Genomic DNA, 13,848 nt, shown 5'->3' on the forward strand with positions numbered 1-13,848 from the left:
CTCCTATTACCAGCTCGCCTTGGTCAGGCCAGGGATCTCGCCGCGGAACGCGATTTCGCGAATCTTGTTACGCGCCAGCCCGAATTTACGGAACGTGCCGCGCGGGCGACCGGTAATTGCGCAACGGTTGCGCTTACGGGTCGGATTAGAGTTGCGCGGCAGTTGTTGCAGTTCGAGACGGGCTGCGTAGTGCTCTTCGTCCGACTTGCTCATATCGCCAATGATCGCCTTCAACTCATTACGCTTGGGGGCGTACTTTGCAGCGAGGCGAGCACGCTTCTTTTCACGTTCGATCAGTGCCAGTTTAGCCACGGTAACCTCAGTTTCTGAACGGGAACTTGAAGCTGGCGAGCAGAGCCTTTGCTTCGTCGTCGGTCTTCGCAGTTGTCGTGATGCTGATGTTCAGCCCACGCAGTGCGTCGATCTTGTCGTAGTCGATTTCGGGGAAAATGATCTGCTCTTTCACACCGATGTTGTAGTTGCCGCGACCATCGAACGCACGACCCGACACGCCACGGAAGTCGCGCACACGGGGGAGCGCAACCGTCACGAAACGGTCCAGAAATTCGTACATTGCCTGACCACGCAACGTGACCATTGCACCGATCGGATAGCCTTGACGGATCTTGAAGCCAGCGATTGCCTTGCGTGCCTTCGTGATCACCGGCTTCTGGCCAGCGATTTTCGTCAGGTCGCCAACGGCGTTTTCGATGATCTTCTTGTCAGCAACCGCTTCGCCAAGGCCCATATTCAGGGTGATCTTGGTGATGCGCGGCACTTCCATCACGGACTTGTAACCGAACTTCTCGATGAGGCCGGGTACAACCTTTTCTTTGTAAAACTCTTGCAAACGAGCCATTTTTTTACTCCGCAGCGTCAGGCGCTCAGCTCGGCACCGGTCGTCTTAAGGAAACGGACTTTCTTGTCTCCTTCGACCTTGATGCCTACACGCGATGCCTTGCCATTCGCGTCGACCAATGCGACGTTCGAAATTTGCAGCGGCATCGTCTTGGCTTCTACGCCGCCCGTCGTACCCTTCATCGGGTTCGGCTTGACATGCTTCTTGACGAGGTTGATGCCCTCGACAATGACTTTGTCTTCGCCAACGGACAGCACGATGCCGCGCTTGCCCTTGTCCTTGCCGGTGATGACGATAACTTCGTCACCTTTGCGAATCTTGTTCATCGCGACTCCTTACAGCACTTCCGGTGCCAGCGAAACGATCTTCATGAATCGTTCGCTACGCAACTCGCGCGTGACAGGCCCGAAAATACGGGTGCCAATAGGTTCGAGCTTGGCATTCAACAACACAGCGGCGTTGCCGTCGAACTTGATCAGCGAGCCGTCTTGACGACGAACGCCCTTGGCGGTACGGACCACCACGGCGTTATAAATTTCGCCTTTCTTCACGCGCCCGCGCGGCGTTGCTTCTTTGACGGTCACCTTGATGATGTCGCCAATGCTGGCATAACGACGCTTCGAGCCGCCGAGCACCTTGATGCACATGACTTCACGCGCACCCGTGTTGTCGGCCACTTCAAGCCGAGTTTCGGTCTGGATCATGGTTTATCATTCCCAACTTAATCCGGTCACACCACCATGGCGTACCCGGTCAGTCTTGGTCCCGTCAGCCAATCGGCTGCTTGGGTTAGAACAGCAGCGACGGCAAACGAAACCCGCCATCGCAATCCGGTGAATCCTTCGGAACAGACTGGCGCCTGAACCGCTTCCCCCACCAACTTCGCCCGCGACGGGGCTCCCACAAAGAGGGAAGACCGAGATTATAACAAATAATCTCGGTCTTGCAAGCGAAACTTACTGCGATTTCAACTACTTCTACAACTTGCGGCGTCAGATGACGCGAGCAGCCTCAACCAGGCGAGCCACAACCCAAGCTTTCGTCTTAGAAATCGGACGCGTTTCCTGGATTTCAACGAGGTCGCCCTCGTTGTAGGTGTTCGCATCGTCGTGCGCGTGGTACTTCTTCGAACGCACAACGTACTTGCCGTAGATCGGGTGCTTCACGCGGTGCTCAACCAGCACGGTGACCGTCTTGTCCATCTTGTTGCTGACGACCTTGCCGACCAGCGTCCGCTTGAGCGAGGTTTTTACGCTATCGTTCATTTCTGGTTCGCCTTCTCAGTCAGGACGGTCCGCACACGTGCGATGTCGCGACGAACCTTCTTCAGCTGGCTCGTATTGGTGAGCTGCTGGGTCGCGAGTTGCATGCGCAGGCCGAATTGCGCCTTCAACAGGTCCGACAGCTCCTTGTTGAGCGCGGCCTGATCTTTCTGGTGAAGTTCGGAAGCCTTCATCATTTGCTCCTTAGGCGCCGAGCTGGCGAACGATAACGGTCGTCTTGAGCGGCAGCTTCGCTGCAGCCAGACGGAACGCTTCGCGTGCCAGTTCTTCGGTTACGCCGTCCATTTCGTACAGCATCTTGCCCGGTTGAATCTCTGCGACGTAGTACTCAGGGTTACCTTTACCGTTACCCATACGTACTTCAGCCGGCTTGTGCGAGATCGGCTTGTCCGGGAAGATGCGGATCCAGATACGGCCACCACGCTTGATGTGACGGGTCATTGCACGACGCGCCGCTTCAATCTGGCGCGCGGTCAAACGACCACGACCGATAGCCTTCAGACCGTATTCACCGAACGACACCGCGTTGCCGCGGGTAGCGATACCGGTGTTACGACCCTTCTGCTCTTTGCGATACTTTCTGCGTTTCGGTTGCAGCATCGTTATTCTCCAGTCTTCCCGTCACCGCCGGCACCGCCAGCACGACGGGGGGCGCCACGGCGTGCACCTGCCGGACCACCACCTTCACCATCGCGACGCGGACGGCGATCGCCACCCGGACGTGCGTTACGGCGCGGACGCTTTTCTTCGGCGACTTCTTCCACCACCGGTGCGTCGTTGCGGCCGAGCGTATCGCCCTTGTAGACCCACACCTTCACGCCGATGATGCCGTACGTCGTCTTCGCTTCCGAAGTTGCGTAGTCGATGTCAGCGCGCAGCGTATGAAGGGGCACGCGACCTTCGCGATACCATTCCGTACGGGCGATTTCGATGCCGTTCAGACGGCCAGCGCTCATGATCTTGATGCCCTGGGCACCCAGACGCATGGCGTTTTGCATTGCACGCTTCATCGCGCGGCGGAACATAATCCGGCGCTCGAGCTGTTGCGTGATCGAATCGGCGATCAGTTGCGCATCGGTTTCCGGCTTGCGGATTTCTTCGATGTTGACGTGGACCGGAACGCCCATGCGGCGTTGCAGTTCCGACTTCAGCAGCTCGATATCCTCGCCCTTCTTACCGATGACCACACCCGGACGCGAGCTATAAATCGTGATGCGCGCGTTTTTCGCCGGACGCTCGATAACGACGCGACCAACCGAAGCGTTCTTCAGCTTCTTCTTCAGGTATTCACGAACACCGATGTCTTCCTGCAACATCGCCGCGAAATTGTTGTTGTTCGCGTACCAACGCGACGCCCAATTGCGGCTGACGGCCAAACGGAAGCCAGTCGGATGAATTTTCTGTCCCATCGTATGACCCCTTAGTTACCGACCGTCACAGTGATGTGACAGGATTGCTTCTCGATGCGGTTACCGCGGCCTTTAGCGCGCGCGGTGAAACGCTTGAGAGAGGCAGCCTTGTCGATGTAGATGCTCGTGATCTTGAGCTCATCGATATCGGCGCCTTCGTTGTGCTCCGCATTCGCGATCGCCGACAGCACGACCTTTTTCACGATTCCCGCAGCCTTCTTCGGCGAGAACGTCAGAACGTTCAGCGCCTTGTCGACCGGCAAACCGCGGATCTGGTCAGCCACAAGGCGCGTTTTCTGCGCCGAGATGCGGGCACCGCGATGAATTGCTTTCACTTCCATCATGAGCCCCTTATTTCTTAGCCTTCTTGTCGGCCGCGTGACCCTTGAACGTCCGGGTCAATGCGAACTCGCCAAGCTTGTGGCCGACCATGTTTTCCGAGATGTACACCGGAACGTGTTGACGGCCGTTGTGCACGGCAATCGTCAGACCGATGAAATCCGGCAGAATCGTCGAACGACGCGACCAGGTTTTGATCGGCTTCTTATCACGCGAAGCTGCAGCCGCCTCAACTTTCTTCAGCAAATGGGCGTCGCAGAACGGACCTTTTTTTACAGAACGTGCCATTGCCTACTCCTTAACGCTTGTGACGGCGCTGGACGATCATGCTCGTCGTGCGCTTGTTGCTGCGGGTACGATAACCCTTCGTAGGCGTGCCCCACGGGCTCACCGGGTCGCGACCTGCAGCCGTCTTGCCTTCACCACCGCCGTGCGGGTGATCGACCGGGTTCATTGCAACGCCGCGCACCGTCGGGCGGATACCGCGCCAGCGGTTTGCGCCAGCCTTGCCGATTTGACGGAGGCTATGCTCTTCGTTGCCAACTTCACCAATCGTCGCGCGGCATTCAACGTGAACGCGGCGGATTTCACCCGAGCGCAGGCGGACCTGTGCGTAGGTACCTTCACGAGCCAGCAGCATCGCCGACGTACCAGCCGAACGCGCCATTTGCGCGCCCTTGCCCGGTAGCATTTCGATACAGTGAATCGTCGTACCGACCGGAATGTTGCGAATCGGCAGCGTGTTGCCTGCGCGGATCGGAGCTTCCGAACCCGACATCAGTTGCTGGCCAACCGTCACACCCTTCGGAGCGATGATGTACTTGCGCTCGCCGTCTGCGTACAGAACCAGCGCGATGTTCGCGCTGCGGTTCGGATCGTACTCAAGACGTTCGACCTTTGCCGGAATGCCGTCCTTGTTGCGACGGAAATCGACGACACGGTAGTGATGCTTATGACCACCGCCCTTATGGCGCGTGGTGATGTGGCCGTTGTTGTTACGGCCGGCGGTCGAGGATTGCGAGTCGAGCAGCGGTGCGTACGGCTTGCCCTTATGCAGATCCTTGTTGACCACCTTGACCATCGCGCGGCGACCCGGCGAAGTCGGCTTAACTTTAACGATTGCCATGATTACTTGGCCTCCGCTTCAAAGTTGATTTCCTGACCCGGCTTCAGGCAGACGTAGGCCTTCTTCACGTCCTTGCGCTTGCCCATGAAGCGGCCAAAGCGCTTGGCTTTGCCCTTCGAGACCAGCACGTTGACAGAATCGACTTCCACCTTGAACATCAGCTCAACAGCGGCCTTCACTTCCTGCTTCGTGGCATCCGGCGCGACTTCGAACACGACTTGCTCGTTCTTGTCGGCCACCAGCGTCGCCTTTTCGGAGATCACCGGCGCGAGCAGGACCTGCATCAAACGATGATCGTTCTTGCGAATCTCGCTCATGACAGCAACTCCTCGATCTGGGCGACCGCAGCCTTCGTGATCAGGATCTTCTTGAAGTAGATCAGCGACAGCGGGTCGGCGTAACGCGGCTCGACAACTGCCACATGGGCGAGGTTGCGCGACGCGAGGTACAGGTTTTCGTCAACCGTGTCGGTAATCACCAGCACGGATTCGAGACCCATCGCCTTGAATTTTTCGGCCAGCAGCTTCGTCTTCGGCGCTTCGAGCGTCAGCTCGTCAACCACCGAGATGCGGCCTTCGCGAGCCAGCTGCGAGAAGATCGAGCAGAGACCTGCGCGATGCATCTTCTTGTTAACCTTGTGCGAAAAGTTTTCTTCCGGCGAATTCGGGAAGATACGGCCACCGCCGCGCCACAACGGGCTCGACGACATACCGGCACGGGCGCGACCCGTGCCCTTTTGACGCCACGGCTTCTTGGTCGTGTGCTTGACTTGCTCACGGTCCTTCTGCGCGCGGTTACCGCTGCGTGCGTTAGCCTGGTAGGCCACCACAACCTGGTGAATCAGGGCTTCGTTGTAATCACGGCCGAACACGACGTCCGACGCGCTAACAGCTGCGCCTTCCTGACCATTGGCATTCAGGAGCTTAAGTTCCATTATTTCGCTCCTTTCACGGCGCGCGTCTTCACGGCCGGCGTCACGAAAACCTTGCCGCCCTTAGCACCCGGCACGGCACCCTTGACCAGCAACAGCTTGCGGTCGGCGTCGATACGAGCGATTTCGAGGTTTTGCACGGTTACCGTATCGTCACCCATGTGACCGGTCATGCGCTTACCCGGGAAAACACGACCCGGATCCTGCGCCATACCGATCGAACCCGGCACGTTGTGCGAGCGCGAGTTACCGTGCGATGCACGGCCGGATGCGAAGTTGTAACGCTTGATGGTACCGGCGTAGCCCTTACCGATCGACACGCCCTGCACGTCGACCTTCTGGCCTACTTCGAACAGTTCGGGACCAACCACGGTGCCGTTCGACAACTCGGCAGCCTTAGCGGCATCGATCTGGAATTCTTTGAGGATTTCACCGGCTTGAACACCGGCTTTGGCGAGATGACCGGCCAACGGCTTCGTCACACGCGATGCACGGCGCGTACCGAATGCAACCTGCACGGCGGTGTAGCCGTCGGTTTCAACAGTCTTGATCTGCGTCACGCGGTTGTCGGACACGTCCAGCACGGTAACGGGAATCGAATCCCCTTCAGCCGTGAAGATACGGGTCATGCCAACCTTGCGACCTACGAGTCCAAGGCTCATCGTTTTCTCCATTCCCGACTGCGATTGGTCGGGGCTAATTTACAAAATGCCGGTGCCGTTTCGGGCATGAATTCATGCTGCAGCACACCGACTTTTTTGCGCAAATGCGCGAAAAGCCTTGCATTATAGCGAGGCTTTTCGTTTTCCGCAAGCAATCAATGACTTAGCGATGTCCGGCGGACCCGACACCGCCTGAGAGCCTTATTGCAGCTTGATTTCCACGTCCACGCCAGCCGGCAGATCGAGCTTCATCAGTGCGTCGACGGTCTTGTCCGTCGGGTCAACGATGTCCATCAGGCGTTGGTGGGTACGGATTTCGAGCTGGTCGCGCGACGTCTTGTTGACGTGCGGCGAGCGCAGGATGTCGAAACGTTGAATGCGGGTCGGCAGGGGCACCGGACCACGAACGATTGCGCCAGTCCGCTTTGCCGTATCGACGATCTCAGCTGCCGATTGATCGATCAGGCGATAGTCGAAAGCCTTCAGGCGAATGCGGATTTTCTGGTTCTGCATGACAATTCCTTGGAAAGAGCGAGGCGATGTTGCACCGCCAAATATAAAAAGAACGTAGGGCCGGACGCCCGCTGAGGGCGGGTGCCCGACCCCGGGCACCATTTACTGCAAATTACTGCAACCGCGAGCCCTCGATTTTACTCGAGGATCTTGGCAACGACACCTGCGCCGACGGTACGGCCACCTTCACGGATGGCGAAGCGCAGACCTTCTTCCATCGCGATCGGGTTGATCAGCTTCACCGTGATCGACACGTTGTCGCCCGGCATGACCATTTCCTTGTCCTTCGGCAGCTCGATCGAGCCCGTCACGTCCGTCGTACGGAAGTAGAACTGCGGACGGTAGTTGTTGAAGAACGGCGTGTGACGGCCGCCCTCGTCCTTGCTCAGCACGTACACTTCTGCCGTGAAGTGCGTGTGCGGGTTGATCGAACCCGGCTTCGCCAGAACCTGGCCACGCTCCACGTCTTCACGCTTCGTGCCGCGCAACAGGATACCCACGTTGTCGCCTGCCTGACCTTGATCCAGCAGCTTGCGGAACATTTCCACGCCCGTGCAGGTCGTCTTCACCGTCGGCTTGATACCGACGATTTCGATTTCTTCACCGACCTTCACCACACCGCGCTCAACCCGGCCCGTCACCACCGTGCCACGACCCGAGATCGAGAACACGTCTTCCACCGGCATCAGGAACGCACCGTCAACTGCGCGCTCCGGCGTCGGGATGTACGTGTCCAGCGCGTCGGCCAGGTTCATGATCGCCACTTCGCCCAGCTCGCCCTTGTCGCCTTCCAGCGCCAGCTTGGCCGAACCCTTGATGATCGGCGTGTCGTCGCCCGGGAAGTCGTACTTCGACAGAAGTTCGCGAACTTCCATCTCGACCAGCTCCAGCAGCTCAGCGTCGTCCACCATGTCGCACTTGTTCAGGAACACGATGATGTACGGAACGCCAACCTGACGCGCCAGCAGAATGTGCTCACGCGTTTGCGGCATCGGGCCGTCAGCGGCCGAGCACACCAGGATTGCGCCGTCCATCTGTGCCGCGCCCGTGATCATGTTCTTCACATAGTCAGCGTGGCCCGGGCAGTCAACGTGCGCGTAGTGCCGGTTAGCCGTTTCGTACTCGACGTGCGCCGTGTTGATCGTGATGCCGCGCGCCTTTTCTTCCGGCGCTGCGTCGATCTGGTCATACGCCTTCGCTTCGCCGCCGAACTTCGCGGTCAGCACCGTCGTGATCGCTGCCGTCAGCGTGGTCTTGCCGTGGTCAACGTGACCGATCGTGCCGACGTTCACGTGCGGCTTGGTCCGTTCGAATTTACCTTTAGCCATGTTTCTCTTCTTTCAAAAAGTTAATCGTTGAATGACTTGCCGCGCGCTTACTTCGACTTCGCGTTGATGATCGCTTCCGACACGTTGCGCGGTGCTTCCGAGTAATGCTTGAACTCCATCGTGTACGTTGCACGACCTTGGCTCAGCGAACGCAGCGACGTCGAATAGCCGAACATTTCCGACAGCGGCACTTCGGCGCGAACGATCTTGCCGCCGCCAATCATGTCTTCCATGCCCTGAACAATACCGCGACGGCCCGACAGATCGCCCATCACGTTGCCCATGTAGTCTTCCGGCGTTTCGACTTCCACAGCCATCATCGGTTCGAGGATGACCGGGCTTGCCTTGCGCATTGCTTCCTTGAACGCCATCGAACCGGCCATGCGGAACGCGTTTTCGTTCGAGTCAACATCGTGGTACGAACCGAACGTCAGGTGAACCTTCACGTCAACGACCGGGAAGCCTGCCAGCACGCCAGCCTTCAGCGTTTCCTGGATACCCTTGTCGACTGCCGGGATGTATTCACGCGGAATCACACCGCCCTTGATCTCGTCCAGGAACTCGTAGCCCTTGCCTTGCTCGTTCGGCTCGAGCGTGATGACCGCGTGACCATACTGGCCGCGACCACCCGACTGCTTGACGAACTTGCCGTCGACGTCTTCCGCCTTGCCGCGGATCGTTTCGCGGTAGGCAACCTGCGGCTTGCCAACCGTTGCTTCGACGCCGAATTCACGCTTCATCCGGTCGACCAGAATTTCGAGGTGGAGCTCGCCCATGCCCGAAATGATGGTTTGACCCGACTCTTCGTCCGTTTGCACGCGGAACGACGGATCTTCCTGAGCCAGACGGTTCAGCGCCAGACCCATCTTTTCCTGGTCGGGCTTCGTCTTCGGCTCAACAGCCTGCGAAATCACCGGCTCCGGGAAAATCATGCGTTCGAGCACGATCGGGCTTTGCGGATCGCACAGCGTATCGCCGGTCGTTGCGTCTTTCAGGCCGACTGCCGCAGCGATGTCGCCCGCGCGCACTTCCTTGATTTCTTCGCGCTGGTTTGCGTGCATCTGCAGAATACGACCCAGACGTTCCTTCTTGTCCTTCGTCGCGTTCAGCACCGTGTCGCCGGAATTCACCACACCCGAGTACACGCGGAAGAAGATCAGCTGGCCGACGAACGGGTCGGTCATGATCTTGAATGCCAGTGCCGAGAACTTTTCGTCGTCGGCAGCGCGGCGCTCACCCTTTTCACCGTTTTCCAGCTCACCGGTAACCGGCGGGATGTCGATCGGCGACGGCAGGAAGTCGAGCACGGCGTCCAGCATCCGTTGCACGCCCTTGTTCTTGAACGCGGTACCGCAGAGCATCGGCTGGATTTCGCAAGCGATCGTACGGTCGCGCAGACCCTTGACGATTTCCTCTTCCGTGAGCTCGCCCTCTTCGAGGTACTTGTTCATCAGCTCTTCGTTCGACTCAGCCGCAGCTTCGACCATCTTTTCGCGCCATTCGTTGCACGAATCGACGAGTTCTGCGGGGATTTCTTCGTACGAGAACTTGGTGCCCTGGGACGCGTCGTCCCAAATGATCGCCTTCATCTTCAGCAGATCGACCACACCCGTGAACGTTTCTTCAGCGCCGATAGGCACTACGACCGGAACCGGGTTGGCCTTCAGACGCAGCTTGAGCTGGTCGTAGACCTTGAAGAAGTTCGCGCCGGTACGGTCCATCTTGTTGATGAACGCGAGACGGGGAACCTTGTACTTGTTAGCCTGGCGCCACACGGTTTCCGACTGCGGCTGCACGCCGCCCACTGCGCAGTAAACCATGCACGCACCGTCGAGCACGCGCATCGAGCGCTCGACTTCAATCGTGAAGTCAACGTGGCCCGGGGTGTCGATGATGTTGATGCGGTGCTCAGCGCGGTCGCCGGCCATGCCTTTCCAGAAGGCCGTGGTAGCAGCGGACGTGATAGTAATACCGCGTTCCTGTTCCTGCTCCATCCAGTCCATGGTGGCAGCGCCGTCGTGAACTTCACCAATCTTATGGTTCACGCCGGTGTAGAACAGAATGCGCTCGGTCGTCGTCGTTTTGCCGGCGTCGATGTGAGCGCTAATACCGATGTTGCGGTAGCGCTCGATAGGTGTCTTGCGAGCCACTTTGATCCTCTATGGGGATAACGCGATGCGAGAAGTACCCATCGCGCTGTAACACAAACGGGCGAGGCGCTTTATAAGCGCACCCGCCCGGAATTTCTTCCCGATTTCTTCGGCTAACCCGGGGTCGGGAAGCTTAGAAACGGAAGTGCGAGAACGCCTTGTTGGCTTCTGCCATCCGGTGAACTTCGTCGCGCTTCTTCATCGCGCCGCCACGGCCTTCGGCCGCTTCGGAGAGTTCACCTGCCAGACGCAGGGCCATCGACTTCTCGCTGCGCTTTTTCGCAGCTTCGCGCAACCAACGCATCGCCAATGCCATACGACGCGACGGACGCACTTCGACCGGAACCTGATAGTTCGCACCACCAACGCGACGGCTCTTCACTTCGACCACCGGCTTCACGTTGTTGAGCGCTACCGTGAACACTTCCAGCGGGTCCTTGCCACCCTTGGTCTGGATCTGTTCAAAAGCGCCGTACACGATACGCTCGGCAACCGACTTCTTGCCGGAGAGCATCAGCACGTTCATGAACTTGGCTACATCTACGTTACCGAACTTCGGATCCGGCAACACTTCCCGCTTGGGGACTTCGCGACGACGCGGCATGTTTCTTCCTTTGACTTTTCAGTTGGAGCTATTTTTTAGCTCCGCGGCCACCAACTAACCCGATTCATCTCTAACGACTTACCAGCCTGGTCGGGTGACCACTTACTCGACAGCACCGGCGATTCCGGCACCACCGCTAATACCGCCTTTGCAGGCGACCTAAACTGCTCGACCGGCTAATTACTTGCCAGCTTTTGCACGCTTCGCACCGTACTTCGAGCGAGCTTGCTTACGATCCTTGACGCCCTGGGTATCCAGCGAGCCGCGAACCATGTGGTAACGCACACCCGGCAAGTCCTTCACACGACCGCCGCGAATCAGCACGACCGAGTGTTCCTGCAGGTTGTGGCCTTCACCACCGATGTACGAAATGACTTCGAAGCCGTTCGTCAGGCGCACCTTGGCGACCTTACGAAGTGCCGAATTCGGCTTCTTCGGCGTCGTGGTGTACACACGGGTGCACACGCCGCGACGCTGGGGGCAGTCCTGCAAAGCCGGGCTCTTGCTCTTCACTGTTTCCGAAGCGCGGCCTTTGCGAACCAGTTGATTGATGGTTGGCATTGTTTATTCCTGAAATTGAACAAAATCGACGCAAATCTTTCCGGGCAAAGCAGAAACGATTGCGAATCGAACTTCCGGTGCGGATTGCCAGCGCGCGAGCTCACTTGCGCTTGCCCCGCTCAACGGCATCCCAAGAACCGGAACCTAGCATAATATTCCGAAAATGCTAAGCGAGTCAACAGGTTGCAAGGATTTGACGCTTCCGGGACCTGCAAGCACCTAGTCGGCACTCACCACTTCCAGCAATTCCCAGCCGAAGCGATCCAGTTTGCGCGCACCCATACCCGGGATGCCGCGCAGATCTTCGATCGAACCGGGGCCGTTGCGGGCGATTTCCGCCAGCGTGGCGTCGTGGAAGATGACATAAGCCGGCACGCCATCGGTCTTCGCCGTCTCCGTGCGCCAGGCGCGCAAGCGGTCCCAACGGGCCCGTTCGCGCGGCCCCATGCCGATGGTTGGATCGGCGCGCTCGCTGGTGCGCCCGGACGACTGGCGCGTGCGCGTGGGCTTCACGTAGCGGCGCATGGTGACGTTCTGTTCGCTTTTGAGCACCGCCTTGCTCGCCTCGGTGAGCACCAGCGATCCGTAGCCCTCATGGTCGACCGTCAGATAACCGAACGCCACGAGCTGACGGAAGATGGCACGCCACTCGGGCTCGCCGAGCGCGGCGCCAATGCCGAAGGTGGTCAGCTTCTCGTGGCCGCGTTGCAGGATCTTCTCGCTGCGGTTGCCGCGCAGGATGTCGATCAGATGCCCTGCGCCAAAGTGAAATCCGCTCGCCCGCTGCGCGCGAAACACGCAGGACAGCGCCATTTGCGCCTCACGCGTGGCATCCCACGTGTCGGGCGGCTCGAGGCACGTATCGCAATTGCCGCAGGGTTTGCTCGTTTCGCCGAAATAGTTGAGCAGGCGCACGCGGCGACACGTCGCGGCTTCGCACAGGCCAAGCAGCGCGTCGAGCTTGCCGGTCTGTACGCGCTTGTGGGCATCGTCCGCGTCGGACTCGTCGATCATCTTGCGCTGTTGCACCACGTCGCCAAGGCCATAGGCCATCCATGCGTTGGCCGGCATACCGTCGCGGCCTGCGCGGCCGGTTTCCTGGTAGTACCCTTCCACGCTCTTCGGCAAATCGAGGTGGGCGACAAAGCGCACGTCCGGCTTGTCGATACCCATGCCAAAGGCGATCGTCGCGCACATCACGATGCCCTCCTCGCGCTGGAACATCTCCTGATGCTTCTGGCGAATCTCGAACTCCATGCCCGCGTGGTAAGGGAGTGCCCGCATGCCCTTTTCTTTGAGCCACTCCGCGGTTTCTTCCACCTTCCGGCGCGACAGGCAATAGACCACACCGGCATCGGTCGTGCCGTCAGGCTTCGAGTGTTCTGCGCGAATGAAGTCGAGCAGTTGCGTGCGCGCATTGTCCTTTTCGACGATGCGATAGCGGATGTTCGGCCGATCGAAGCTGGAGACAAAGACTCGCGCATCGTCCAGCGCCAGGCGGTGGATGATCTCGTCCCGCGTGATCGCGTCGGCAGTCGCGGTGAGCGCGATGCGCGGCACATTCGGAAAACGCTCGTGCAGCACCGACAGCTGAATATATTCGGGCCGGAAATCGTGTCCCCATTGCGATACGCAATGCGCTTCATCAATGGCGAAGAGGCCGATGCGCGTACGCTCCAGCAGCTCCTGGAAGCGCGACGTCATCAACCGCTCCGGCGCGACATAGAGAAGATCGATCTCGCCCTCGCGCAACGCACGCTCGGTTGCGGCGGCTTCAGGGCCGGACAGCGTCGAATTCAGATACGCCGCCCGCACGCCGACTTCCTTGAGCGCCGCGACCTGATCCTGCATCAGCGCGATCAAAGGCGACACGACGATGCCGGCGCCGAGTCCCGCCTCCCGGCGCACGAGCGACGGAATCTGGTAACAGAGCGATTTCCCACCGCCCGTTGGCATCAGCACGAGACAATCTCCGCCGCCGGCGACGTGCTCGACAATTTCGCCTTGCTGCCCTCGGAACGCGGGATAGCCAAATACTTCGTTGAGGATTTCGAGCGGACGGGACATGAATTTGAGAGAAGCA

20 protein-coding genes are annotated in these 13,848 nt (G+C 59.0%); all 20 read right to left on the reverse strand.

The annotated features are described in order from the left end of the window. Window positions 1–6: 6 nt before the first annotated feature. The gene (rpsN, locus tag P3T42_RS33370; RefSeq protein ID WP_074262700.1) at window positions 7–312 is read right to left on the reverse strand and encodes a 30S ribosomal protein S14; all 306 of its coding nucleotides are present in this window, start codon (window positions 310–312) and stop codon (window positions 7–9) included. Between the two features lie 7 nt (window positions 313–319). Next, on the reverse strand, window positions 320–859 hold the full coding sequence (gene rplE, locus P3T42_RS33375; RefSeq protein ID WP_006052214.1) for a 50S ribosomal protein L5: 540 nt from the start codon (window positions 857–859) through the stop codon (window positions 320–322). Between the two features lie 17 nt (window positions 860–876). Continuing rightward, window positions 877–1,185, reverse strand: a complete 309-nt coding sequence (rplX, locus tag P3T42_RS33380) for a 50S ribosomal protein L24 (RefSeq protein ID WP_074301419.1) — start codon at window positions 1,183–1,185, stop codon at window positions 877–879. Window positions 1,186–1,194: 9 nt separating this feature from the next. Beyond that, window positions 1,195–1,563 carry a 50S ribosomal protein L14 gene (gene rplN / locus P3T42_RS33385; protein ID WP_006052212.1) on the reverse strand — a complete coding sequence of 123 codons (369 nt, stop codon included), beginning with the start codon at window positions 1,561–1,563 and terminating at the stop codon, window positions 1,195–1,197. Window positions 1,564–1,851: 288 nt separating this feature from the next. Then, the gene (rpsQ, locus tag P3T42_RS33390; protein ID WP_007180129.1) at window positions 1,852–2,124 is read right to left on the reverse strand and encodes a 30S ribosomal protein S17; all 273 of its coding nucleotides are present in this window, start codon (window positions 2,122–2,124) and stop codon (window positions 1,852–1,854) included. Next, window positions 2,121–2,315: a 50S ribosomal protein L29 gene (gene rpmC / locus P3T42_RS33395; RefSeq protein ID WP_007180130.1), complete on the reverse strand. Its 195-nt coding sequence runs from the start codon at window positions 2,313–2,315 to the stop codon at window positions 2,121–2,123. Before rpmC ends, rpsQ begins: the two co-directional genes overlap by 4 nt. Before the next feature lie 10 nt (window positions 2,316–2,325). Beyond that, the gene (rplP, locus tag P3T42_RS33400; RefSeq protein WP_074262702.1) at window positions 2,326–2,742 is read right to left on the reverse strand and encodes a 50S ribosomal protein L16; all 417 of its coding nucleotides are present in this window, start codon (window positions 2,740–2,742) and stop codon (window positions 2,326–2,328) included. A 2-nt stretch (window positions 2,743–2,744) separates the two neighbouring features. Beyond that, a complete protein-coding gene (gene rpsC, locus P3T42_RS33405; protein WP_020070582.1) occupies window positions 2,745–3,551 on the reverse strand; it encodes a 30S ribosomal protein S3 in 807 nt (268 codons plus the stop codon). An 11-nt stretch (window positions 3,552–3,562) separates the two neighbouring features. Beyond that, window positions 3,563–3,895, reverse strand: coding sequence for a 50S ribosomal protein L22 (rplV, locus tag P3T42_RS33410; RefSeq protein ID WP_007180133.1), 333 nt, complete (start codon window positions 3,893–3,895; stop codon window positions 3,563–3,565). Window positions 3,896–3,902: 7 nt separating this feature from the next. Further along, window positions 3,903–4,178, reverse strand: coding sequence for a 30S ribosomal protein S19 (gene rpsS / locus P3T42_RS33415; protein ID WP_004199273.1), 276 nt, complete (start codon window positions 4,176–4,178; stop codon window positions 3,903–3,905). 10 nt (window positions 4,179–4,188) lie between these two features. After that, a complete protein-coding gene (gene rplB, locus P3T42_RS33420) occupies window positions 4,189–5,016 on the reverse strand; it encodes a 50S ribosomal protein L2 (protein ID WP_074301418.1) in 828 nt (275 codons plus the stop codon). A 2-nt stretch (window positions 5,017–5,018) separates the two neighbouring features. Beyond that, window positions 5,019–5,333, reverse strand: a complete 315-nt coding sequence (gene rplW, locus P3T42_RS33425; protein ID WP_074262705.1) for a 50S ribosomal protein L23 — start codon at window positions 5,331–5,333, stop codon at window positions 5,019–5,021. After that, window positions 5,330–5,950, reverse strand: coding sequence for a 50S ribosomal protein L4 (gene rplD, locus P3T42_RS33430; protein ID WP_074262706.1), 621 nt, complete (start codon window positions 5,948–5,950; stop codon window positions 5,330–5,332). Before rplD ends, rplW begins: the two co-directional genes overlap by 4 nt. Beyond that, the gene (gene rplC / locus P3T42_RS33435) at window positions 5,950–6,609 is read right to left on the reverse strand and encodes a 50S ribosomal protein L3 (RefSeq protein WP_074301417.1); all 660 of its coding nucleotides are present in this window, start codon (window positions 6,607–6,609) and stop codon (window positions 5,950–5,952) included. Before rplC ends, rplD begins: the two co-directional genes overlap by 1 nt. Window positions 6,610–6,810: 201 nt before the next feature. Then, window positions 6,811–7,122 carry a 30S ribosomal protein S10 gene (rpsJ, locus tag P3T42_RS33440; RefSeq protein WP_006998489.1) on the reverse strand — a complete coding sequence of 104 codons (312 nt, stop codon included), beginning with the start codon at window positions 7,120–7,122 and terminating at the stop codon, window positions 6,811–6,813. A gap of 137 nt (window positions 7,123–7,259) precedes the next feature. Beyond that, window positions 7,260–8,450: an elongation factor Tu gene (tuf, locus tag P3T42_RS33445; RefSeq protein ID WP_074262708.1), complete on the reverse strand. Its 1,191-nt coding sequence runs from the start codon at window positions 8,448–8,450 to the stop codon at window positions 7,260–7,262. A 47-nt stretch (window positions 8,451–8,497) separates the two neighbouring features. Then, window positions 8,498–10,600: an elongation factor G gene (gene fusA / locus P3T42_RS33450; RefSeq protein WP_074301416.1), complete on the reverse strand. Its 2,103-nt coding sequence runs from the start codon at window positions 10,598–10,600 to the stop codon at window positions 8,498–8,500. A 133-nt stretch (window positions 10,601–10,733) separates the two neighbouring features. Further along, on the reverse strand, window positions 10,734–11,204 hold the full coding sequence (gene rpsG, locus P3T42_RS33455; RefSeq protein ID WP_006053291.1) for a 30S ribosomal protein S7: 471 nt from the start codon (window positions 11,202–11,204) through the stop codon (window positions 10,734–10,736). Window positions 11,205–11,384: 180 nt separating this feature from the next. Continuing rightward, window positions 11,385–11,765 carry a 30S ribosomal protein S12 gene (gene rpsL / locus P3T42_RS33460; RefSeq protein WP_035935550.1) on the reverse strand — a complete coding sequence of 127 codons (381 nt, stop codon included), beginning with the start codon at window positions 11,763–11,765 and terminating at the stop codon, window positions 11,385–11,387. A 219-nt stretch (window positions 11,766–11,984) separates the two neighbouring features. Next, the gene (gene recQ / locus P3T42_RS33465; RefSeq protein ID WP_074301415.1) at window positions 11,985–13,832 is read right to left on the reverse strand and encodes a DNA helicase RecQ; all 1,848 of its coding nucleotides are present in this window, start codon (window positions 13,830–13,832) and stop codon (window positions 11,985–11,987) included. Between the last annotated feature and the right edge of the window lie 16 nt (window positions 13,833–13,848).

The organism is Paraburkholderia sp. GAS38 (assembly GCF_050434965.1).
GTDB lineage: Bacteria > Pseudomonadota > Gammaproteobacteria > Burkholderiales > Burkholderiaceae > Paraburkholderia > Paraburkholderia phenazinium_A.